General features: G+C 70.6%; 18 protein-coding genes and 1 pseudogene. 6 read left to right on the forward strand and 13 right to left on the reverse strand.

Translation table 11 applies throughout. The features are described 5' to 3' along the window. Window positions 1-57: 57 nt before the first annotated feature. From ACQEVJ_RS24835 to ACQEVJ_RS24865, 7 genes are all read right to left on the reverse strand, one after another. The gene (locus ACQEVJ_RS24835) at window positions 58-1296 is read right to left on the reverse strand and encodes an SGNH/GDSL hydrolase family protein (RefSeq protein ID WP_433104885.1); all 1239 of its coding nucleotides are present in this window, start codon (window positions 1294-1296) and stop codon (window positions 58-60) included. Continuing rightward, a complete protein-coding gene (locus ACQEVJ_RS24840; protein WP_433104887.1) occupies window positions 1293-3320 on the reverse strand; it encodes an alpha-glucuronidase family glycosyl hydrolase in 2028 nt (675 codons plus the stop codon). The genes ACQEVJ_RS24835 and ACQEVJ_RS24840 overlap by 4 nt, the downstream gene beginning before the upstream one ends. Further along, window positions 3307-4026: a hypothetical protein gene (locus ACQEVJ_RS24845; protein WP_433104889.1), complete on the reverse strand. Its 720-nt coding sequence runs from the start codon at window positions 4024-4026 to the stop codon at window positions 3307-3309. The genes ACQEVJ_RS24840 and ACQEVJ_RS24845 overlap by 14 nt, the downstream gene beginning before the upstream one ends. Then, entirely contained in the window at window positions 4023-5570 is a 1548-nt protein-coding gene (locus ACQEVJ_RS24850) for a GH39 family glycosyl hydrolase (protein WP_433104891.1), read from the reverse strand. Before ACQEVJ_RS24850 ends, ACQEVJ_RS24845 begins: the two co-directional genes overlap by 4 nt. Before the next feature lie 67 nt (window positions 5571-5637). Further along, window positions 5638-7299, reverse strand: a complete 1662-nt coding sequence (locus tag ACQEVJ_RS24855) for an ABC transporter substrate-binding protein (RefSeq protein WP_433104893.1) — start codon at window positions 7297-7299, stop codon at window positions 5638-5640. Between the two features lie 64 nt (window positions 7300-7363). Beyond that, complete coding sequence (locus ACQEVJ_RS24860; RefSeq protein WP_433104895.1) at window positions 7364-8236, reverse strand: carbohydrate ABC transporter permease; 873 nt, start codon at window positions 8234-8236, stop codon at window positions 7364-7366. Then, window positions 8233-9225, reverse strand: coding sequence for an ABC transporter permease (locus tag ACQEVJ_RS24865; RefSeq protein ID WP_433104897.1), 993 nt, complete (start codon window positions 9223-9225; stop codon window positions 8233-8235). Before ACQEVJ_RS24865 ends, ACQEVJ_RS24860 begins: the two co-directional genes overlap by 4 nt. 279 nt (window positions 9226-9504) lie before the next feature. Between ACQEVJ_RS24865 and ACQEVJ_RS24870 the strand changes: the two genes are divergently transcribed. Next, window positions 9505-10608, forward strand: coding sequence for a LacI family DNA-binding transcriptional regulator (locus tag ACQEVJ_RS24870; RefSeq protein ID WP_433104899.1), 1104 nt, complete (start codon window positions 9505-9507; stop codon window positions 10606-10608). On the opposite strand, the gene ACQEVJ_RS24875 is transcribed toward ACQEVJ_RS24870, so the two are convergent. The 5 genes from ACQEVJ_RS24875 to ACQEVJ_RS24895 form a co-directional block, all read right to left on the reverse strand. Then, window positions 10556-12586, reverse strand: coding sequence for a beta-galactosidase (locus tag ACQEVJ_RS24875; RefSeq protein WP_433104901.1), 2031 nt, complete (start codon window positions 12584-12586; stop codon window positions 10556-10558). The genes ACQEVJ_RS24870 and ACQEVJ_RS24875 overlap by 53 nt on opposite strands. Before the next feature lie 56 nt (window positions 12587-12642). Then, entirely contained in the window at window positions 12643-13743 is a 1101-nt protein-coding gene (locus ACQEVJ_RS24880) for a cellulose binding domain-containing protein (protein ID WP_433104903.1), read from the reverse strand. A gap of 273 nt (window positions 13744-14016) precedes the next feature. Then, the gene (locus tag ACQEVJ_RS24885; RefSeq protein WP_433104905.1) at window positions 14017-15318 is read right to left on the reverse strand and encodes an MFS transporter; all 1302 of its coding nucleotides are present in this window, start codon (window positions 15316-15318) and stop codon (window positions 14017-14019) included. Then, window positions 15315-16211 (reverse strand): polysaccharide deacetylase family protein, encoded by an 897-nt coding sequence (locus tag ACQEVJ_RS24890; RefSeq protein WP_433104907.1) that lies wholly within the window; start codon window positions 16209-16211, stop codon window positions 15315-15317. The genes ACQEVJ_RS24885 and ACQEVJ_RS24890 overlap by 4 nt, the downstream gene beginning before the upstream one ends. Next, entirely contained in the window at window positions 16208-17434 is a 1227-nt protein-coding gene (locus ACQEVJ_RS24895; RefSeq protein ID WP_433104909.1) for an ROK family protein, read from the reverse strand. Before ACQEVJ_RS24895 ends, ACQEVJ_RS24890 begins: the two co-directional genes overlap by 4 nt. A gap of 125 nt (window positions 17435-17559) precedes the next feature. On the opposite strand from ACQEVJ_RS24895, the gene ACQEVJ_RS24900 reads away from it, so the two are divergent. The 4 genes and pseudogenes from ACQEVJ_RS24900 to ACQEVJ_RS24915 all read left to right on the forward strand — a co-directional run bounded on the left by ACQEVJ_RS24900 (window position 17560) and on the right by ACQEVJ_RS24915 (window position 20681). Continuing rightward, the gene (locus ACQEVJ_RS24900) at window positions 17560-18654 is read left to right on the forward strand and encodes an ADP-ribosylglycohydrolase family protein (RefSeq protein WP_433104911.1); all 1095 of its coding nucleotides are present in this window, start codon (window positions 17560-17562) and stop codon (window positions 18652-18654) included. A 112-nt stretch (window positions 18655-18766) separates the two neighbouring features. Next, window positions 18767-19000, forward strand: a pseudogene (locus tag ACQEVJ_RS24905) (DNA/RNA helicase domain-containing protein); the annotation flags it as partial. 174 nt (window positions 19001-19174) lie between these two features. Beyond that, window positions 19175-19858 carry a hypothetical protein gene (locus tag ACQEVJ_RS24910; RefSeq protein WP_433104913.1) on the forward strand — a complete coding sequence of 228 codons (684 nt, stop codon included), beginning with the start codon at window positions 19175-19177 and terminating at the stop codon, window positions 19856-19858. Between the two features lie 148 nt (window positions 19859-20006). Beyond that, entirely contained in the window at window positions 20007-20681 is a 675-nt protein-coding gene (locus ACQEVJ_RS24915; RefSeq protein WP_433104915.1) for a phosphotransferase, read from the forward strand. A gap of 18 nt (window positions 20682-20699) precedes the next feature. Here ACQEVJ_RS24915 and ACQEVJ_RS24920 read toward each other — a convergent pair whose 3' ends face one another. After that, window positions 20700-21119: a MarR family winged helix-turn-helix transcriptional regulator gene (locus tag ACQEVJ_RS24920; RefSeq protein WP_433104917.1), complete on the reverse strand. Its 420-nt coding sequence runs from the start codon at window positions 21117-21119 to the stop codon at window positions 20700-20702. 106 nt (window positions 21120-21225) lie between these two features. On the opposite strand from ACQEVJ_RS24920, the gene ACQEVJ_RS24925 reads away from it, so the two are divergent. Beyond that, window positions 21226-22671 (forward strand): MFS transporter, encoded by a 1446-nt coding sequence (locus ACQEVJ_RS24925; protein WP_433104919.1) that lies wholly within the window; start codon window positions 21226-21228, stop codon window positions 22669-22671. Window positions 22672-22694 lie beyond the last annotated feature (23 nt).

The raw sequence follows: 22694 nt of genomic DNA on the forward strand, positions 1-22694 counted from the left end.
TCGGAGGCATCGGTGCTCACGGAACCGCGGCCGGACGCCACTCTAGCCGCCGTCGCGTCAGTTGAAGCCGAAGCCGGGGGGCAGCGGTTCCTGACGGAACAGGTGGGCGGGTACGGCGTCGGCGAGGGCCTGGTAGCCGGTCGGGTTCAGGTGCAGGTGGTCGCCCACGTCGTAGGCCGCGAGCAGTTGGCGGGGGTTGGCCGGGTCGCGGGCGGCGCGGTCGAAGTCGATCACGGCGTCGAAGCGGCGGCTGGTGCGGATCCACTGGTTGACCGCCTGCCGGGCCGCCTCCCGGTAGCCCTGCGGGTCGTCGTAGGAGGTGTTGCCGCCGAACGGCGTCAGCGTGGCGCCGTAGACGCGGATGCCGCGTGCGTGCGCCCGGGTGATGATCTGGTCGTAGGCGTCGACGAGGTCGTCGGTCACCTGCTTTTGGGCGGTCGGGCTCGCCTCGGCGGCGCCGATGTCGTTGACGCCTTCGAACAGGATCTGCCAGGTCACGCCGCTGTGGGCGAGCACGTCGCGGTCCAGCCTGGCCAAGACGCTGGGGCCCAGGCCGTCGTTGAGCACCCGGTTGCCGCCGGCCGCCTGGTTGACCACCGCCACGCCGGAGGTGGCGTGCTGGGCCTGCAGGCGGTCGAGCAACCGGTCGGGCCAGCGGTTGTTGCCGTTGGTGGTCGAGCCCCGGCCGTCGGTGAGCGAGTCGCCCACCACCGCGACCGCGGCGACCGAGGGTTTGGACCACACCTCGAGGCCGCTGAGGAAGTACCAGTGGTCGACGGAGGTCGCCCCGGGCAGGTCCGCGGCGTCGGCGTGGTCGCCGGCCAGCAGGTAGGAGGTGGTCCGCGAGCCCGGGTGCGAGGTGATGCCGGTGGAGCGCTGCCCGTCGGCCAGGTAGACCGTCACCGTCAGGTTCGACCGGGGAGCGACCGCGAAGTTCAGCGGATCGGAGACCGCCTGCGCCCCGGCCGGGATCGTCGTCGACGACCGCCCGTGGAAGGTCACCGCCCGCACGCTCCCCGGCTGGATCGCGCTCACCCCGGCCTGACCGCCGCCGGGAAGCGCGACGGTCACCTTCGTGATGGGCAGCGCCGCACCTCCGAAGGCGTTCGAGAAGCGCAACCGCATCTGCCGCCCGCCCACCGAGACCCGGACCGTCTGCCGCAGCGTCGCGTCGGCGAGAACGACATCGTGCCCGGTAAACGGCGCGGGCGGCATGTTGTCGGGCTCGGCGGCCTGCGGCATCGCCGTCCAGGTGGCGACCCAGTGCCCGTCCTCATCCGGAGCCGCTTCCGTCATGGGATTCGGCGGCCGTGGGCGTCGGGGATCCCGGACTTGCGGAAGAAGTAGGCGTTGATCTGGTCGCGCCACTCCTCCGCGCAGCGGACCTGCTCGTCGAGAAGATCTTTGACACGGGCGTGCAGGGACGGGTCGAACAGCCCGGCGGCCTCCTCCCATCGCCTTCTGGCCTCGATCGCCTGCTCGGCACCCGCGAAATGGGTGTCGTAGATGTGCTGGACGACGGTCGGACCGCCCCGCAGCACGTGCCCGTACGGGACGTGATGGAAGAACAGCAGCAGTTCGTCGGGGCACTCGGCGAGCGACTCGTACACCTCCGACCACGGCGGCGGATACTGGCCGGTGAAGCCGGTCCCGGTGGCGCGGGTGCGGTCCACGCCGACGCCGTCCCGGTCGGCGAAGTGATAGGTGCCCCATGGGGTGTACTCGTATCCGTCCACGTCGGGCCCGTAATGTTGCCCGGGACGGACCATGAATCCGACGCCCATCGGCGCGGTGTACCGCTCGTAGGTGCGCCAGGAGTCGTCCATGATCGCATGGAGGGTCCGCCGTAGCCGCTCGGCATCCCCACTCGCCGCAGGGGCGAAGGTGAGGTCGATCCACTCGTCGAGGATCGTCTCCGGGTCCGTCCAGGGCGCCCAGGCGAGCCGGCCGAAGGCGTACAGGTTGGCCTGGGCGAGCGGGTGGCCGGTCCAGTAGGGGTCGTCGCCGACGTTGGAGACCCCCACCAGATCGCCGCCGTCGACGGCGTCCGCCACGGCGGCCCCGTCAGGTCCCCAGGGGCGGAAGCCGAGCACCTCGCGCCACATCGGGGCGAGGTAGCAGACGTGCCGTTGCTGGCCGGTGTACTCCTGCGTCACCTGCATTTCCACGGCCAGGCGGGTGGCGGGCATGGCCGCGATCACCGGCGACACCGGCTCACGCACCTGGAAGTCCATCGGGCCGTGCTTCACCTGCAGGATCACGTTGTCGCGGAACCGCCCGTCGAGCGGGGCGAAGTGGTCGTACGCGGCGCGGGCCCGGTCGGTGGACCGGTCGCGCCAGTCCTGCCGGTGGTTGTACACGAAGGCGCGCCAGTGGACGACCCCGCCGAACGGCTCCAGCGCCTCGGCCAGCAGGTTCGCGCCGTCGGCGTGGTCGCGCCCGTACGCGAACGGGCCGGGTTGCCCCTCGGAGTCGGCCTTCACGACGTAGCCGCCGAAGTCGGGGATCGTGCCGTACACCCGCTCGGTGACACCCGCCCACCACTTCCGCACGTCCTCGTCCAGCGGGTCGGCGGACGGCAGCCCCCCGAGGACGACGGGCGAGGCGAAGCTCACCGACAGGTGGACCCTGATCCCGTACGGCCGCAGCACGTCCGCGATCGCGGCGACGTCGCCGAGCCGGTCCGTCAGCAGGTGAGCCTCGGTCGCGTGCACGTTCACGTTGTTCACGGAGATCGCGTTCACGCCGCACGCGGCCAGCAGCCGGGCGTAGGCCCGCACCCGGGCCAGGTCGCCGCGCGGCGCGCCGTCGTGCCAGAAGATCGACCCGCCCGCGTAGCCGCGTTCGACCTGGCCCATCACCGGGTGGACGTCCACGTTGTCCCAGTGGTCGAGCATGCGCCGCCGCGTCGCGGGCCGATGACGCTCGACCTGCCGCTCGCCGGCGAACGCCCGCTCACCGAGCCGTACGACGTGGAACAGGCCGTAGAGCAGCCCGGCGGGATCGTCGGCGAGCACCGCCGTGACGCCGTCGCGCCGTGCGACCAGGTATCCCTCGGCGCCGATCGCGGAATCGGGCCGGACCTCGCCCGCGACCCCCGGCAGGGCCTCCACCGTCGTGAGCGCGAGCACCAGGTCGTGCGGTCCGTCTTCGGCGCGACGGCGCACGCGTCCGCCATACCGGGCACAGGCCCGCGCCACCTCGTCGTGGACGGTTTCGGCGAGGAGCCCGTCGCCGAGCACGAGCGTGCGGCGCGCGCCGATCGCCCGGAACGCCTCCGGCGGCAGCCATGCCGGATGGACGGGATCAGGAGTCGTCACGAGGCCCCTCCGGGGGATCGGCCTGCACGGTGAACCTCTTCGTGACCTCGGCGACCAGCGGCCGGCTGTTCAGCAGCAGCACCGCCGCGAACACCGAGGCCAACAGCGTCAGCGCGGCCTCGGAGGCGACCAGCGTGACACCGGCCGCGACGACGAGCAGGCAGGCGTTGGCCAGCGCGACCCGAGGCGAGGAGAAGAGGAAGTACGCGGCCAGCCGGGCTACGTCCCTCGCCCGGAACGCGAACAGCGATGTGATCACGAGGGCGTTCGCGCCCCACAGCGCCGCCGCCAGCGCGATGAGGACCAGCAGGATCGCCCACCACCCCGGGACGCCGGCGGCGCCGAAGTTCGCCAGCGTCGATCCGACGACGGTCAGCCACGCCAGCCACGGGATCCAGAGCTTCACCACCCCGCGGACGTTCATTTTGTAGCCGCGCCAGAACGCCGTCGCCGGGTGGAGATCCGTCAGGTCCAGCCGGCGGTGGTGCAACGCGTACAGCGCGGCGGACAGCGCCGGGCCGGCGGGCAGCAGGCAGGCGGCGGCCAGCGGGACGTTGGCGGCGTCGTGACCGAGCAGGACGAGCCCGATCAGGCCGGGCACGGTGGTGGTCAGGAACATGAGCTCGACCACGAGCAGGGTGTAGACCAGCGCGGAGGCGCGCGAGAGCGGTCCCTCGCCGAATCGCCGCATCGTCGTCTCGGTCACAGCGCGGCTCCCCCGTCCGAGCCACGCTGATCCAGGCCGAGCAGGCGGCCGTCGTCCCACCAGGGCGGGGTCTCGTCCACCACGGGCGTGATCTCCAGCAGGGTGACCTCGTGGCGGTCGAGGGTGATGTCCAGACCGACGTGTCCGTCCTCGATCGGCAGGCCGCGATGGCTCCGGACCGGCTCGGCCGCCTCCCGCAGCGCGTCGAGCTGCCGGGGCCGGGGAGACGCCGGGCGGCCCATCTCGCACCACGCCCTCCAGACGTTGCCCTTCTCCTCGCTCACCGACGAGCGCAGCACGAAGGCCGAGGCCGCCCGGGGGGCGACCGGGATCGACAGCCGCACGGTGTGCCCGTCGACGGGCGGGCCGCCGGTGACGTCCACCGGCGCCCAGGCCAGCACGGTGACCCGGCCCGCGCCGTCCCGCGTGACGAGGTGGTCCGGTCCGCGCGCCAGGATCTCCTCGCCCATGCGGGCCATGAAGGCGTACAGGTGATAGGTCGGCTTCTTGATCTGGCGGTGGGTCAGCAGGCCGAAGCCGCCGTGGAACAGCGAGGCCGGCACCCCTGCCTCCTCGAACACGTCGCTGAAGGTCCAGTAGGAGAAGGAGTCGGCCAGGTCTCCCCCGGCCGCAAGCACAGGCGCGAGGTACGCGGCGTGGAAGGCCGTGTCGTGGATCGGGTTGTCGGGCCGGTAGGAGGAGTTGAACTCGGTGATGTGCACGGGCAGGTCCGCCAGCGGACCGCCCCGGAGCTGCCGCCGGGGTGTGGCGAACTGCTCCAGCAACCACGACGGCGGGGCCAGCGTCTGGTGCACGCCGAACGGCACGTGCTGGGCCGGGCCCGAGGTGTAGGCGTGCCGGCTCACGAAGTCGATCGGCAGGGACCGTTCGACGACGAAGTCGGCGAAGCGCACCAGCCACTCGTCGGAGCCGGGAGAGATGGCCGGCCCGCCCACCTGGAGTGAGGCGTCCACGTCCTTGACGGTGTTCGCGGTCACCTCGTACAGGCGGTGGTAGGCGTCCTGGTCCGCGCCGAGCCAGAAGGCCTCCAGGTTGGGTTCGTTCCACACCTCGATCGGCCAGGTGCGCACCTGGTCGATCCCGTACCGGTCGACCAGGTGCGCCACGGTGGCCCGCACCAGCGCGGCCCACTCCTGCCACGACCGGGGCGGTGTGATGTTGCCGCGCCACCAGAACACGGTCTGCTCGCCGGACGCGAGCCCGGAGGGCATGAAGCCCAGCTCCAGGAACGGCTTGATCCCGAGGTCGAGGTAGGCGTCGATCACCTGGTCCACGTAGGTGAACACGTGCCGCACGTGCCGGGTCCCCCGGTGCTCGTACGGCCGGTGGACGCCCACCCCGTCGCTCAGCAGTCCGTGCCCCCGGATGTGCCGGAAGCCGATCTCCCGCTGCACCAGCGCCAGGGACTCCTGGTAGTCGCGCCGCAGGGCCAGGTCGAAGCGGCCCGTGCCCACGCAGAACCGCCAGGCGTCCGTCAGCCGGCTCGGGGTCTCTTGGACATCGGGGGCGGAGCTGGGCATCATCGTCCTTCACTCACCGTCAGATGAGGCTCGTGTCGGCCACGGGACAGGCGCGGCCGGCCCGGGCCGGTCAGCCGTGCTGCTGCTTGTACCGGTCGTACGCGCCGTTCACGAGGTTCATGTAGGACGACAGGTTCTTCGCCTCGAGCTCCTTGACGTACGCGTCCCACTCGTCGAAGCTCCGCTTGCCCAGGATGAAGTTGAGCATGTTCTGACTGACGTGGTCCTTGAGCGGCGTCTCGTACAGCGAGGCCTGCTCGCGTTCCTCGTCGCTGAGCGGATGGGGAGGCGCCACCGGCAACGCCTTCCTGGCGTTCATCGTCTTCTGGAACTCGATCTCCTCGTCGGAGAAGGTCGACTGGAGCAGTTCGGTGCTGCCGCCGTAGGCGAACACGCCGTTGGAGAAGCCGAAGTCCTTCTGCAGGTGCTTGGGCGCGCCGGGGTTGAGGCCGACGAAGTCGACGTCCTTCGCCAGCTGGAACTTGCCGGAGCCGTCCTTGGTGTACGTCGTCCCCTCGACTCCCCACTTGGCGAACACCTGGCCCTCGTCGGAGTACCAGAGCCAGTCGATGAACTGCATCATCGCGACGAAGTTCTTGCTGTCCCGGGCCTTCTTGGAAATCATGATGCCGTTCTCCAGGCGGGTGGTGTTGGACCCCGCCTTGATCGGGCCGAGCGGCCCGACGGGCACCGGAATCTTGACCAGCCTGGCTTTCGGGTCCGCCTTCTTCAGCGGCGGACGGTACTCGTTGACCAGTGTCTGCGCATTGGTGCTGATGGCGAAGGACTTGCCGGACACCAGCTTCTGGATCGCCTGGTCGTCCTGCTGCGTGAAGCTCTCCGGGTCGAGCAGCTTCTCCGTCACCAGTGTGTTGAGGAACTGCAGCGCCTGCTTGAACTGATCCATGACGCCCACGTAGGCGAACTTCTGCGCGGTGGAGTCCCAGATGAGACCGCCGCTCGTGTAGCCCCACCCCCAGGGGGCGCCGTAGCCCGTGCCGAGGTAGTTCATCAGGGCGCCGCCCGTCGTGGAGATGGTCCCCCACCGGTCGGAGAAGGGGTAAGAGTCCGGGTGCTCCTCCTTGATCGACTTGAGCACGGCGTGCACGTCGTCCCAGGTCTGTGGAATCTCCAGGCCGAGCTTGTCGAGGACGTCGGCGCGCATCGCCATGGTGTAGTCCACCCAGTAGTCCTCGTGGAGGCCGGGGAGCACGTAGAAGCGACCGTCGGACTGCCGGAGTGTGTCAAGGTCGGGCTGCAGGTTCCACTTGGCGACCTTCTCCTTGAAGTTCGGCATCAGGTCGAGGTAGTCGCTGACCGGCAGGACAGCGCCGGAGGCGACGAAGGGGGTCTCCTGGCCGGGGTAGGTCTTCGGGATGATCATCGGCGCGTCGCCGGCACCGATCAGCAGGCTTCGCTTGCTCTCGTAGTCGCTCAAAGGCACCACGTTCGGCTGCAGCGTCACGTTGGTCCGCTTCGTCAGCTCCGACCAGAACAGCCAGTCGTCCTTGATCGGATAGAACGGGTGGTTGTTGTAGAGGACGCTGAACGAAAGCGGGGCGGCGGCCTTGAACTGCTTGCCGGCGGCGTAGTCCGCCATCGCGCCGTCCCGGTTCGCCGCGAAGTCGTCACCGCTCTTCTTGCCGCCGGAATCGCCCTCGCTGCTGCAGGCGGCGAGCGCGAGGAAGGCTCCCGCGGCGACCAACGCCTGACGCCGGTTGATCTCATACATGAAAGGGGGGTCCTTTCCCTGGGGAAACGGGCTGGGGTGAAAGCGGAATGAGAGGTCCGGCGTGTTATCCCTTCACCGCGCCGAGCATGACGCCCTTGACGAAGTACCGCTGGACGAAGGGGTAGACCACCAGGATCGGGACGACGGTGAGCACCATCGTCACCGACTTGATGTTGGTGGCCACCGTCATGTCGGTGGCGTCGGCGCCGACGGACGTGCCCGTGGTGGCGCCGGCGATGAGGTTGCGCAGGTAGACGGTCACCGGGAACAGGTCGTTCTGGGTCATGTAGAGGAAGGCCGCGAACCACGAGTTCCAGAACGACACGGCGTAGAACAGCACCATCGTCGCGAGGACCGCCTTCGACAGCGGCAGCACGATCCGGAGCAGGATGCCGTAGGTGCTCATGCCGTCGATCGCCGCGGCCTCCTCCAGCTCGGCCGGCAGGCCCTCGAAGAACGCCTTCATCACCAGGAGGTTGAAGACGCTGACCGCGTTGGGCAGCACGATGGCCCAGATGCCGTCCTTCAGCCCGAGGCTGGAGATGAGGATGTAGTTGGGGATGAGCCCGCCGGAGAAGAACATCGTGAAGACCGCGATCCCGATCAGGAACGTGCGGCCCTTCAGGTGCTTCTTCGACAGGACGTACGCGTAGCACGTGGTCATCACCATCGCGATGGCCGTGGCGACGACCGTGTAGACCACCGTGTTGCGGTAGTTGATCCAGAACGTCGGGTCGGAGGCCACGAACTCGTACGTACGGAAGGTGAACCCGACGGGGACGAGGTTGACCTTGCCGGCGCGGATGGCGAACTCGTCGCTGAGCGACCGGGCCACGATGTTGACGAAGGGGTACAGGGTAACGACCACGACGCCGGCCAGGATGATCGCGTTGACCACCCGGAACACCCGGTAGCCCCGGGTCCTGTCGACGGTCACCACAGGCTCGCCCCCACCGTGCGCCGGGAGATCAGGTTCGCCGACATGACCAGGGCCAGCCCGATCACGGCCTCGAACAGGCCGATCGCCGCGGCGTAACTGAAGCTGTTGGAGACGATGCCCATCCGGTACAGGTACGTGGAGATCACGTCGGCGGTGGGATACGTCAGCGGGTTGTACAGCAGCAGGATCTTCTCGAAGCCGACCGCCATGAACGTGCCGATGTTGAGGATCAGCAGGGTGACCGCGGTCGGCCGGATGCCGGGCAAGGTCACGTGCCAGACCTGCCGCCACCGGCTCGCGCCGTCGATCCGGGCCGCCTCGTACAACTGCTCGTCGATGGTCGTGAGCGCGGCGAGGTAGATGATCGTCCCCCAGCCGACCGTCTGCCACATCTCCGAGGAGACGTAGATCGTCCGGAACCATCCCGCTTCCTGCAGGAACGCGATGGGCTCGTTGCCGGCCGCGCGCAGGAGCTGGTTGACCGGCCCGTCCACCGACAGCATCTCCATGACCAGCCCGGCCACGACCACCATCGACAGGAAGTGCGGCAGGTAGGACACCGACTGGACGAACCGCTTGATCCTCCGGCCGCGCAGCTCGTTGATCAGCAGGGCGAGCACGATCGGCGTCGGGAAGCAGAACAGCAGGGTCAGCGCGCCGATGACCACGGTGTTGGTGAACACCTGCCAGAACGACGGGTCGTTCAGGAACATCTTCACGTAACGCAGGCCGACCCATTCCTCGCCCAGCACGCTGCCGCCGGGCTCGAACTTCCGGAAGGCGATGACGTTCCCGATCATCGGCAGATACCGGAAGATCACGAAGAACAGCAGCGGAAGGATCGCCAGCGAGTAGAGCTGCCAGTCACGGCGCAGCGCCTGCCGCCAGGTGCGGCGCGGCGGGCGCTTCGCACGGGCGGGATCCGGCCTCGCCCGCCGGGGACCCCCGGTGTCCGGCGACGCGCCGATCGTCCTGGTGGTGCTCATCCCGTGCCTCCGGTGCCATCCGAACGGATCCACGGCGGCGCGTGCGGCCGCCGGAAGGGGGCGACTTCGCGCACTCCGCGCCCCGGAAAACGGCACGACAGCGCGAACCGAAAGTTTCGAAGATTCCCGTTAATATTGCGGAAATATAGGACCCGGGCAGAGGTGCGTCAAGAGGGCAGTCAATCGCCGTTGCTCCCTCTCCGCCGAGCCGAACACACGCTGGATCTCGGCATATCTCAGGGCCGTCCAATGGTAGAGTTTCGCGAAACTTTCGGAAAAATGACGAGCGGACAGATGACCGGCCCCTCCCCCGCCTCCGATCCACGCCCCGCGACGATCGCGTCCATCGCCGAAGAGCTCGGCGTCTCGGTGACCACGGTCTCCAAGGTCCTCAACGGCCGCCCCGACGTCGCGCCCGGCACCCGGGAACGCGTCGAGGCCGGACTCGCGCGGCACCAGTACCGCCGCCGCCCGAAGCGGCGCACGCTCAAGGGGCAGATCGACCTCGTCTTCCACCAGCTGAACTCCGCGTGGTCCATGGAGATCATCCGCGGCGTCGACTCCGTCGCCTCCGCCGCGCGGATCGAGGTCGTCCTCTCTCAGCTGGGAGGAGCGCACCGGCCCTCCGACGAATGGCTCGACGGCATGCTCGACCGGCGGCCTCTCGGCGTGCTGTTCGTCCTGTGCGGCCTGTCGCAGGCCCAGCAGCAGAGGCTGCGGCGGCAGCGGGTCCCGTTCGTCGTCGTCGACACCGACGGCGAGACCTCGGCGTCCGTGCCCGTCGTCGGCTCGAACAACTGGGACGGCGGCCTGCTCGCCACGCGTCACCTCCTGGAGCTGGGCCATCGCCGTATCGCGGTCGTCTCCGGCCCCCGCGACGTGCTGTGCAGCAGAGCACGAGTCGCCGGTTTCCGGGTCGCCCACGACGAGGCCGGACTCCCCGTCGATCCCGACCTGGTCCGGTACGGCACCTTCTACGTCGACGCCGGCTACGAGCACGGCATGGATCTCCTGAGGCGTACGGACCGGCCGACGGCGATCTTCGCCGGGTCGGACCTGCAGGCCCTCGGCGTCATCCGGGCGGCCCGGCGGCTCGGCCTCGACATCCCGGGAGACCTGTCGGTCGTCGGATACGACAACGTGCCGGCCGCCGCGTGGATCGACCCCGCCCTCACCACGGTGAACCAGCCGCTGTGCGACATGGCGGCGGTCGCGACCCAGACGCTGCTCGACCTGGCCCGCGGCGTGGACGTCGCGGTGAACCGCATCGACCTCGCGAACGAACTCGTGGTCCGAGAGAGCACCGCGCCGCCGGGGGGCCGGGCCACGGTCACACCTGCCGCGCCCGGCGGACGACCGCCGCTCCGAGGGGAGGCACGGTGATCTCCCCTGACACCGGCAGGCCGGTGAGGAGGTCCGTACCGCCGCCCTCCACCGGGACGGCGACGGGCGTCTCGGGGTCGTGGTTGAGGAGGAAGAGGTATTCGTGCCGCTCGTCCTCGCGGACGGCGCACTCCAGGTGGGCGGGGAGGCCCTCGAAGCGGTTCTCCACGCCCGCCGCCCTCAGCTCGCCGAGCAGCACCCGATCGAAGGCGTCCTGGTCGAGGAGGGTGGCGAAGTAGACGACCCGGCCGGTTCCGAAGTCGTTGGCGACGACCGCCGCGCGTCCCTGGAGCAGTCCGTCCGCGTAGGTCGCCAGTGCCGTCCCGGTTTCGAGGTGGATGTCCTCGCGCCACCAGTCCGCCGTCGCCGTGCGCCCGTCGGCGAACTCGACGGTGAACCGCTCGCCGGGACGCGCCGGCCAGTATTCGTCGATCTTCGCGCCGATGAGGTCGCGGAACGCGCCCGGGTAGCCGTCCGGCCGGACACGGTTGCACGCGTCCACCACGCCCGAGAAGAAGGACATGACGACCGTCCCACCACTGCTGGCGAACTCGGTGACGGCGCCCACGCCCTCGTCGTCCATCAGGTACGCGTTGGGCACGACCAGCACCTTGTAGGGCGACAGGTCGCTCCGGGTGGACACGACGTCGACCGCGTGGTGGTGCTCCCACAGCGGCCGGTAGTGCCGCATGACGGTGTCCACGTAGCTGAAGTCGTTGCGGGGCAGGCCCCACAGTTCCTCCAGCCCCCACCAGCCGTTCCAGTCGAACAGGACGGCGACCTCGGCCCGCGTGGTCGTTCCCGCCACGGGTGAGAGCAGCCCGACCTCGCGGCCGAGTTCGGCGACCTCTCGGAAGGTGCGCGTGTCCGGGCCGGAGTGCGGCAGCATCGCGGAGTGGAAGCGCTCGTGCCCGCCCCTGCCGGCCCGCCACTGGAAGAACATCACCGAGCCGGCCCCGCGGGAGACCGCCTGGAGCGAGCCGAGCCGCATCCGGCCCGGCTCCTTGACCACGTTGAGCCTCCACTGGCTGACCGCGCTCGCCGCCTGCTCCATCAGCAGCCACGGCCGCCCGCCCTTGAGCGACCGGAACAGGTCGAACTGGAAGGCCGACGACACGTGCGAGTCCGGCTCGGCGGGGTCGGGGTAGATGTCCAGGGCCGCCGCGTCCTCCTCCGGAGCCCAGCGCCAGTAGTCGGCGTTCCGGTAGAAGCGCATGAAGTTGGTGACGACCGGGATGTCGTCGCGGAAGGAGCGGACGATGTCGCGCTCGGCGATGAAGCACTCCAGCAGGGCGTCCGAGGTGAAGCGCTTGAAGTCCAGGATGCGGCTGGGGTTCATCCAGGTGCGGGGCACGCTCGGCGCCTCTACCTGGTCCCAGTCGGTGTAGACCTGCCCCCAGAAGCGGGTGGTCCACGCCTCGTTGAGGGTCTCCAGGTCGCCATACCTGCGCTCGAGCCAGCGCCGGAAGCCGGCCGAGGCGGCCTCGTTGTACGCCGTGGGGCCGTACTCGTTGCTGATGTGCCACATGGCCAGGGCGGGGTGGAAGGAGTACCGCTCCGCGAGCCGCCTGGTGATGTCCGCCGCGTGCTCCCGGTAGATCGGCGACGAGGGGTCGTAGTGCAGGCGGTTGCCGAAGCCGAACCGCTCGCCGTCGGCCATGACCGGGAGGACCTCGGGATGCCGGTGGGTCAGCCAGGCGGGCGGCGCGGCGGTGGGGGTGGCCAGGTTGACCGCGACGCCGTTCTCGTGGAGCAGGTCCATGACCTCGTCGAGCCAGCCGAACTCGTATTTCCCGGGCTCCGGTTCGAGCGAGGCCCACGCGAAGACGCCGAGCGACACGAGGTTCACCCCCGCCTCGCGCATGAGCCGGACGTCCTCCCGCCACACGGCCGGGTCCCACTGCTCAGGGTTGTAGTCCCCGCCGTACGCCAGGCCGCCGACGCGGTCTCTGAAGGCGCGCATGCGAGGGTCTGTCATTCAGGAGCTCCTGAGGTCCGTGGGCGTGGCGGAGGACGTCGGTCTCGTCGGCGGGATCAGGGGCTGGAGCAGCTCACGCCGCCGGGCGCGGCCGCGCCGTCGCCGTTGGCGACGAACCCGAACGTCGTCGTGCCGCCGGCCGCGACGGTGCCGTTGTAGGGAGCGTTGCGGACGCTGACGGCGCCGCCGGTGCCCGTGTTCACCCCGCCCCACAGGTTCGTGATGCTCTGGCCGGCGGCCAGCGTCATCCGGGTCGTCCACCCGTTGAGCGCGGACGAGCCGGTGTTGCGCACCGTCACCTCACCCTGGAAGCCGCCCGGCCAGCTGTTGACCGTGCTGTACGTCGCGGTGCAGCCGCGGTCGCCGGTGGGCGAAGGCGTGGGCGACGGACTCGGGCTGGGCGTCGGAGTGGGGGTCGGAGTGCGGGTCGGGGTAGGGCTCGGGCTGGGAGTGGGGTTGGCGTCGCCCAGGCTGCCGGGGACCGAGCGGAGGGCGTTGTACCAGACCGTGGCCATCTTGCCGTAGCCGCCCGCGTTGGGATGCACGCCGTCGGCCAGGTCGGCGGTGGTCAGGGCGGGGTACATGTCGACCAGATGGACGTGGCGCCCGGCGGCCGCCCTGGTCTGCACGATGCCGGGGATCGCCGCGTTGAAGGAGCGGACGGTCGCGTCGGCGCCGGACAGCGGGATGATCGTGGCTACGAACACCTCGGCGTCCGGCGAGGTGGCGGTGATGTGGTCGATCAGGGTCGCCAGGCGGGAGGACGCGCCGTTCGGGTTCTGGTACATGTCGTTGGTGCCGATGTGCAGCAGGATCGTGCGCGGGGTGTAGGTGCGCAGCCAGGTCACGATGTTGGCGTCGATCTGGTCGATGCGCCAGCCGGAGTGGCCCTCGTGGTCGTGGTCGCCCAGGCTCGACGGCCCGTTGGACAGCGAGCCGACGAAGTCGGCCTTGTAACCGCCGGCGACCAGCTTCTGCCACAGGTCGATCCGGTAGCCGCCGGGCACGGTGAGACCGTCGGTGATCGAGTCACCGAGCGGCATAACCCGCACTCCCCCGTTCGACTCGGCGGCCGCCTCACCGGTGGCGGACACCGTCCCCGCGACCAGCGCCAGCACGGCCACCAGGCCGCCCAGCAGGCGCGTCATCCTCACCATGGGCATCTCCGTTACGTGTCGAAGTGGAGAGCGTCAGAAGCCGTTGCCGGGACGGTTCGAGTCGGGAGAGGCGAGTCAGGGCCCTACCGGGCGCCCATTGTCAGAGGACCTAACCGGATGTGTAGGGATAAGTCAATGAATCCGGGTATGCGGCAGCCGCCGTGGCGTCCGCTCCGTTCCTCCTTGTGGCATCCCTCACCTGGCGCCGAACTCCCGCGGGGGCCGCCCAGGTGTGCGGCGAGGCGTGCTGAAACTTACACGGCGGCCGCAGGGTCAGTTGGCGGCCGGCACGGGGGCGCTCTCGTCGCGTGGGCCGGCGCCCGCGCGCAGCGGGTAGAGGAGGAAGCAGCCGAAGGCCAGCGCCAGCACGACCAGGGGCAGCACGCCCATCATCAGCCGGACGCCGGTCACGACGGAGTCCGGCTGGACCGCGGCCCCGTTGTGGTAGCCCGATCGGGACAGCACGACGGTGATGATCACGGCTTGCAGGGACACCGCCCAGCGGACGATGAACCCGTTCATCCCGAAGTACATCCCCTCGCGGCGGGTGCCCGTCCTGTGCTCGTCGTCGTCGATCACCTCGGCGAGCAGGATCTCCAGGAGCACCAGCATGCCCGCGATCCCGACGCCGACCGCGGCCCCCGTGACCGCCGCGAGGGCGAGGTTCCCGACGAGCAGGAACGGCGCGAGCGCCGCGCCGTACACGACGATCGCGACGAGGACGGCGCGGCGCGGGCCGATGCGGGTGGTGACCCGGCTCCACACGTAGACCATCGGGATCGCGGTGACGAACACCGCGCCCAGGATGACGGTGTTGGCGGAGTCGGCCTCGCCCAGGGCGTACTTGGTGAAGAACGGGATCCCCGCCTGCAGCAGGGCGAAGGTGAGCTGCAGCAGGAAGCTGCCGGTGACGTACGTGACGAAGGCCCGGTTGGCGAGCGTATAACGGAGCGCGGCGAGGAACCCGAAGCTCTCGCGCTCCGCGCGGGCCCGCTCGGCCGAGCCGCGCAGCGACAGCGCGAAGAAGGCCAGCGCCACGACGCCGAAGGACACACCCATGGCGGCCCATCCGATGGCGCCGTACAGCAGGGGCGCCGCGGCGACGCCGACGATCATGCCGACGATGGCGAACATCTGCCGCCACGACGCGGCGGCGGCCCGCTCGGCGATGGTGGTGAACATCTCGGGGAACAGCGCCACGTAGTTCAGGACCACGACGACGAACAGCACGTCGTAGACGAGGACCACGATCAGGAAGTACCAGAACCTCGCGGTCGCGCCGTCCACGAGCGGGATCCAGATCATGGTGAACGCCGCCGCCAGCGGCGCCATGCCGATCGCGATGTACGGCACCCGCCTGCCCCAGCGCGTGCGGGTCCGGTCGGAGACGTGTCCCACGAGCGGGTTGAGCACCGCGTTGACGATGCCGTGGATCACCATGGCGACGCCGATGAGCGACGGGTCGACGCCCAGGTGGTCGACGTAGTAGAAGGTGCCGAAGGTCGCGAACGCCTGGCTGAGCAGGTTGACCGACAGGTTGCCCGACCCGTAGGCCAGCACCTGCCCGCGCCTCATCGGGCCCTCTGGGCCGTGCGCAGGTCGGACCAGCCGATGAGCCGGACGCCCTCCTCCGCGATGGCGCGGCGGACCTCCGGATCGGTGAACAGCCGCAGCTCCATGCCGCGTTTCGCGTGATGCGGCATGATCTGCCGGAGTTCGCCGGTGTCCTCGAACGGGTGGATGTAGATCTCGGTGACGCCGGGGCGCAGCGCCCGGATCAGCCCGATCATGTCACGGCGGACGCTCTCGTACGTCTCCCCCTCGGCCAGTTCGAAGGGCAGCGTCCACAGCCGGTCGAGGATCGCCACACCCGCCGCGTCCGCGGCCTCGGCTCGCGCCTGCGCGAACGGCTCCAGCTCCTCCGGCAGGCCCATGCCGTCGAGAGTCCGGGGCAGCCGGAACGGCAGGCCGTGCTCCGCGCACGCCTTGAATACGACGTCGAGGAAGTCCCTGCCGGTGGCCAGGCCGTACAGGCTGCCCATGTGGTTGTCGGCGTGCGACGGGTCGAGGCCGAGGGCGACGGCCCTGCGGATCTGCGCGTCGATCTCCGCGTGGACCTCCTCGGGGTCGGCCCGCTCCTCCACCGTCTGGCAGTCGGCCGGGAAGTAACCGGCGTCGTCCACGAGCGAGGACACCGCCCGGTCGCGGGTCACAGGGCCCCACCGGTATCCCTCCCACTCGCTGGTGAACGTGAGGTGGACGCCCACGTCGTAGCCGCCCGCGACAGCCGTACGGACCGCGTCGGGAGCCCACGGACACGGCGTCATGACGGTCGCCGAGCTGATGGCGCGGGCGGCGAGCAGGGAGGTGATGCCGGTGTTGGCCGCCCGGCACATGCCGTAGTCGTCGGCGTTCACGATCAGCAGCCGGTCGTCCGGCCCGGCGCCGAGCCGTTGCGCGAGGTTCACGTGATGTCCCCTTTCCCTGACCCGGTGAGGTCCGTGTCGTACGGCCTCCCGGTCGTCATGTCGTACGGCCGCCCGCCCATGACGGCGGCGACGGCGCGTTCCCGCGCCCGATGGCGGGCGAGCCAGGCCGCGCCGCGCAGCACCGCGTCCCCGGGGACGCCGCTCGCGATGATCCTGATGGGCAGCGGCGCGGCGTCCCTGGCCAGGTGGCGGCGGATGCGGCCGAGCAACAGGTCGGCGCTGGCGCCGAACGCGCCGCCGAGCACGAACAGCTCCGGCTCGATCACCAGGGCGACGGAGGCCGCGACGTGGGCGATCCTGCGGGCGGTCGCGTCGACGACGGCGAGCGCCCGCTCGTCGCCGCCCCTGGCTTGTTCGAAGATCTCGCGCGGGGACGGGCTGCCCTCGATGCCGGCCTGCCTGGCCTGCTCGGCGATGCGGCGGGCGCCGAGCACCTCCGTGCCGAGCTCGGTCGCCGGGTGGGGCAGGAACCCGACCTCGCCCGCTCCCCCGGCGAAGCCCCGGTGCAGACGGCCGCCGAGCACGATCCCGGCGCCGAGGCCGACCCCGACGCCGAGCAGGACGAAGTCGGCGACGTCGGCGCACACGCCGAATCGCTGCTCTGCGACGGCGGCGAGGTTGACGTCGTTCTCCAGCAGCACGGGCACGGGCAGATCGCGCTCGATCGCCTCGAGCAGGCCGCGGCCTCCCTGCGGCAGCCCGTAGGCCCGCCTGACGGTGCGGCCGTCGCGCGCCACGACCGCGGGAACGCCGACGACGGCCTGGCCGATGGCGCCCGGCTCTGTCCCGGCGCGTTCGGCGCATTCGGCGGCGAGCGCGGTCACCGCCGCCGCCGTGTCGGCCGCCCTGCGGCGCGGCGCCCTGGTCTCCGCCTGGGCGAGCGTCTCCCCCACCGCGTCGACCAGGACGGCGCGGACGCGCAGGTGGCCGATGTCGACGCCGAGCCCGAGCGCGCAGCGGGGGGCGACCCGGTAGAGGGTCGCGGCGGGCCCGCGACGGGTGGTGTCTGCGCCCGCCTCCTCGACCACCCCGCGTGCGACGAGCTCGCGCAGCGCCTGGGCGACCGTGGTCTTGGACAGGCCCGTGGCCCTGGTGATCTCCGGCCGGCCCAGCGGCCCCTCGCGGTCGATGACGTCGAACACGGCGCGGGCGTTGATCGACCAGAGCAGGCCCTGCGGCCCGGCCAGGTAGTTCCCGCTCACGCTCACCTCGCGTTCCGGCCTGAGTAGGTCGGAAAGTTTCCTACTCGAGGTGAGCCGTTTCTATCCCATCGGCGGCCCCACGACAAGACCGCTACGGTTCATTCGAGGGCAGAAAGGGGATCATCGTGATTCATGCCGAAACGGGTGACATTTCGTTCGGGGCGCGGGTACGCGGCTGCCTGCTCGGCGGAGCCGTCGGCGACGCCCTCGGCGCGCCCGTGGAGTTCGACTCGATCGCCGCCATCCGCCGTGACCGCGGCAAGGCGGGGCTGACCGACCTCGCGCCCGACTGGCGCGGCGAGACCGGCCTGGTCACCGATGACACCCAGATGACGCTGTTCACCGTCGAGGGGCTGATCCGCGCCGACGTACGCGTCAGGGAGAGGGGCATCGGCGGCGGTGAGGTGCAGGTCGTCCGCCACGCCTACCTGCGCTGGCTCGACACGCAGGAGCACCGCGTGCCGCCGCCCCCGGACGACCTCGTCCGCACCGGCCGGCTCCGCGAGCAGACCTGGCTGTACTCCCGTCGCGCACCCGGCAACGCCTGCCTGTCCGGGCTGCGCGCCGACCCCGGCCCGCTCTCCGCCCCCGGCCTGCCCGGGCCGGTCAACCCCGGTTCCAAGGGCTGCGGCACGGTCATGCGCTCCGCCCCGTTCGGACTGGCCACCCGCGACCCGCGCGCGGCCTTCACGCTCGCGGCCGGCTGCGCGCAGATCACGCACGGGCACCCCACCGGTTATCTGGCGGCCGGGGCCTTCGCCGCGCTGGCCTGCTTCCTGGCCCAAGGCGCGCCGCTCGCGAAGGCCGTACATGACACTCTCGGCCTGCTCGCCGAGCGGCCCGCACACGAGGAGACCACCGCCGCGATCGAGGCTGCGGTCGCCCTGGCCGATGCGGCGGAGCCGTCGCCCGAGACGGTGGAGACGCTCGGCGGCGGGTGGGTGGCCGAGGAGGCGCTGGCCATCGCGGTCTACTGCGCGCTGGTGAGCGGCGACGACATCGAGCGGGCACTGCTGCTGGCGGTCAACCACTCCGGCGACAGCGACTCAACCGGCTCCCTCTGCGGCAACCTCCTCGGCACCGTGTACGGCGACGCGGCCCTCCCCGCGCATTGGGTGTCCCGGCTGGAGGGCAGGGACACCGTCGTCGAGCTCGCCGACGACTTCACCACCCAGTTCACCGGCGGCCGCCTCGCCTGGGACAAATACCCCGGCTGCTGACCGCCACGGGCCCGAACGGCGCGGGACGCCAAAGCCACGCAGCGGACGTAGCGGTCCCAGCTCGCCAAGCTGATGAGCGCCGCCCGCGTCCCCGTCTTCCTCCTGGACGAGCATGAGGTGGTGCGGCCGGGCGAGACCGGGACCGTCGCCGACATGGACCAGCGACCCCCACTTCGAGGTCACCCTCGCCGACTCGCCGTACGAACTGGAGGGACTGCTGCGTGCGAAGCTGAACGACGGTTACTCGGCACGGATGACGGCCGGCTTCTGCTGGCGTTGGAGCGACCCGGACGGCGACCGCCTCGTCTCCGACGTGCGGATCGACGGCTGGTCCAAGCTGTGGAACGTCAAGGGCGACCGCGCAGTCGGCGACGGCCCTCCCAGTGAACACCTACAAGGTGCTACTCACCCGCGGCATGATCGGCACGGCTGTCCACTCCGTCGGCGTCAAGACGCAGGCCTTCCTCGCCACCCTGCTTGATCGATAGGGTGTCCCGGCGCGCATGTTCACCTGCGCGGCTTGACGGTCCAGACGCTGCACGCTGAGAACGAGCTCATGACCCTCATCACCCTGAGGCAGGCCGCGATCCGCTTCGGCATCCCGCTCGCCGCCCTGCGCAAAATCGCGGACGCCGGTCTGCTTCCGGCGATCAGCCGGCACGGCGACAAGCCGGTCGTCCCTTCGGACGTGGCGCGGCGAATCGCGGCTCGCTCCGCTGTCGCGCCGCACCACCTCATGCCCATGACACCGGGCACCGCCAGAATGGCCGTGTTGCGTGTCGACGTGGCGAAGCCGGTCCCGGACGACGACCGGCCCTTCATCGGCTTCCACGCCGATCTAACATCCGCGGAGCTACTGGAAGCACTGCGTGGGTGGTGGGTGGGGAATCCGTCGAGAATCGCGGAGGCCGGCGTCCTCCCCGTGACGCTCGGCGGGTTCGTCGTCGCGGTACTGACAGGCCTGAACGGTTGGGACAGCAGAGTGACCGTCGACGGTGTGACGCGTCACCGCTCCGACGCACGACTGGCCGGCTACATCAGGGACCTCGATGCTCCCGCCAACATGGTCGGGAGCGGCACGCCTGACGACCTGCGAATCGCCGAACTCCTTCTTGGCAAGCGCCTCACATCCACATCGGGCGGCCCCATCGCCTACGTGAACCTGCCGGCTCACGAACCGCATTCTGGGCTCAGCGGGCGCTGATCTCGGCTACCGAATCCCTCGGGTGCGGCGCCGGCAGGCCATCATTGGACGCGTGATCGAGGAGCGACGACTTCCAGGCGGGAACACGAATGGAGCGGTCCGGGTCGGCGACACGGTCCGCCGTGTCCCCGGGCCGTGGACGCCTGGCGTGCACGCACTGCTCCGGCATCTGGAGGACGCCGGGTTCGACGGGGCCCCGCGCGCCCTGGGGTTCGACGACCAGGGCCGGGAGGTCCTCTCGTACCTTCCGGGAGAGGTGGTCGGGACCGCGCGGCCGTGGCCCGCGTGGGTGCACGGTGACGACGCGCTCCGTCAGGTGGCCGGTTGGCTGCGCGACTTCCACTCCGCGGTGGCGGGTTTCGTCCCTCCGCCGGACGCGGTCTGGCGCGAGGGAGGGACGTGGCGGCCCGGCCTAATCGTCGGCCACAACGACGCGGCCCCGTACAACGCGGCGTGGGCCGGCGGGCGCCTCACCGGGTTCTTCGACTGGGACTTCGCCGGTCCGGTCACACCGGAGTGGGACCTCGCCTTCACCGCCTTCTCCTGGGTGCCGCTCCACGCCCGCCATGTCGTGGCGGCGGAGGGGTTCACCGCGTTCGCCGACCGGCCCCGGAGGCTGCGGCTGTTCCTCGGCGCCTACGGCTGGGACGGCCCGGCCGGGCGGGTCATCGAGATCGTCCGCCAACGGGTCAGCGCCTCCGCCGACGGCATCCGGCGTCACGCGGCAGCGGGTGACCCGGTGTACCGGAAGCTGGTCGACGACGGCGTCGACAGGTCATTGGACACGGCGGTCGAGGAATTGACCGGCTTCCCCGGCGAGTGAGACCGCCGCCTCCGCTGCTCAGGGACGAGGCCAGGGCCGTCCGGCAAGACGTTCGATGTCGGTGTTGAAGCGTCTCAGGGAGGCGGCGAAGGCCGCGACGTCCTCGGCCGTCCAGTCGGCCAGCACCTTCTCCAGGCCGAGGATGTTCTTCTCCCGCTCCTCGTCGAGCCGCCGCTCGCCCTCCTCGGTCAGGCGGAACTTGCGGGCGATGCCGCCGTCGGGGTCGGGGATGCGTTCGACCAGCCCGGCGCGCAGCAGGGCCGAGGTGTGCCGGTTGAGGGTGGACACGTCCAGCCCGAGGGCCTCGCTGAGCTGTCCGATGGACATCGGGCCCGTCATGCGGATGCGACTGAGGAGCAGGTAGGCGCTGCGGTCGAGGTGCCGGTGCCGCCCGAGCAGCATGGTCTCGAACTCGATGAGATGCGTGGGCTTGTCCATGCCGGTTCCTTCTCGTACAGGTATGTGCACCCTACACGAATTGTGCGTGTAACACGTGATGTGTAGGGTGCACATCGTTTTGACCATCGATTTGAGGGAGACCCACGTGGGAGGCTCCACGTCCGCCGCTCGCCCCGGCGGCATCGTCAGCGTGATGGCGGTGGCCGGCATCGTCGCGTCGCTCATGCAGACCCTGGTGGTGCCGCTGATCGGCGAGCTGCCGAACCTGCTGCACACCACCGCGTCGAACGCCTCATGGGTGATCACCGTGACACTGCTCGCGGGAGCGGTCACCACTCCGGTCACCGGCCGGCTCGGCGACCTGTACGGCAAGCGCCGCATGATGCTGGTCTGCTCGGTGCCGTTGATCGCGGGCTGCGCCGTCTGCGCGATGGCGGGCTCCCTGACGCCGATGATCATCGGAAGGGGCCTGCAGGGCATGGGCATGGGCATGATCCCGCTGGGCATCAGCGCCCTGCGCGACCTGCTGCCGCCCGAGCGGCTCGGCCCCTCCATCGCGCTGCTGAGCTCGTCCATGGGGATCGGCGGCGCGCTCGGCCTGCCGATCGCGGCGGCGGTCGCCGAGTACGCGAGCTGGCGGGTGCTGTTCTGGGGCTCGGCGGTGCTGAGCGTGCTGGTCGCGGTGCTGATCTGGCTGCTGGTCCCGGCCACCCCCACCCGGGCTTCCGGCCGGATCGACGTCGCCGGCGTGCTCGGCCTGGGCGCCGGGCTGGTGTGCCTGCTGATAGGCGTCTCCAAGGGCGCCGACTGGGGCTGGGCGAGCGGCACCACGCTCGGCCTGCTCGCCGCCGCACTGGTCGTACTGCTGCTGTGGGGCTGGTGGGAGCTGCGCGTCAAGGACCCGCTGGTCGACCTGCGCGTCACTGCGCGGCGGCAGGTGCTGCTGACCAACCTGGCCTCGATCGTGGTCGGTTTCTCGATGTACGCCCAGGCGCTGATCGTGATGCAGATCCTGCAGCTCCCCACGGCCACCGGCTACGGCCTGGGCCAGTCGATGCTGGCGGCCGGCCTGTGGATGGCCCCTTCCGGCCTGATGATGATGGCCGTCTCGCCGCTGGGCGCCCGCCTGTCGGCCGCCCGCGGCCCCAAGGTCACCCTGATCGCCGGCAGCCTGGTCATGGCGCTCGGGTACGGCTCCTCGACGGCCCTGCTGGGCTCCACCTGGGGCCTGCTGGTCGTCACCTGCGTCTGCAACATCGGCGTCGGCCTGGCCTACGGGGCGATGCCCGCCCTGATCATGGGCGCGGTCCCCCGATCCGAGACCGCCGCCGCCAACAGCTTCAACACGCTGATGCGCTCCATCGGCACCACGGTCTCGGCCGCGGTGGTCGGCGTCGTCCTGTCGCAGATGACCATCCGGCTGGGCGGGCACGTCCTGCCGTCGGAGGGCGGCTTCCGCGCCGGGATGCTGATCGGCTGCGCCGCCGCCCTCGTCGCCGCCGCCGTGACCATGGCGCTCCCCGCACGCCCGGCGGGCCGTACGGCCGGCCACGACGTCCCCGCCGAGCCCGTCACCGCCACGAAGCCCTGAGCCGGGGGCAAGGGGTCGCGCTG

Origin of the sequence: Microbispora sp. CA-102843, from assembly GCF_050936215.1 — a bacterium.
In the GTDB taxonomy this organism is placed as follows: Bacteria; Actinomycetota; Actinomycetes; order Streptosporangiales; family Streptosporangiaceae; genus Microbispora.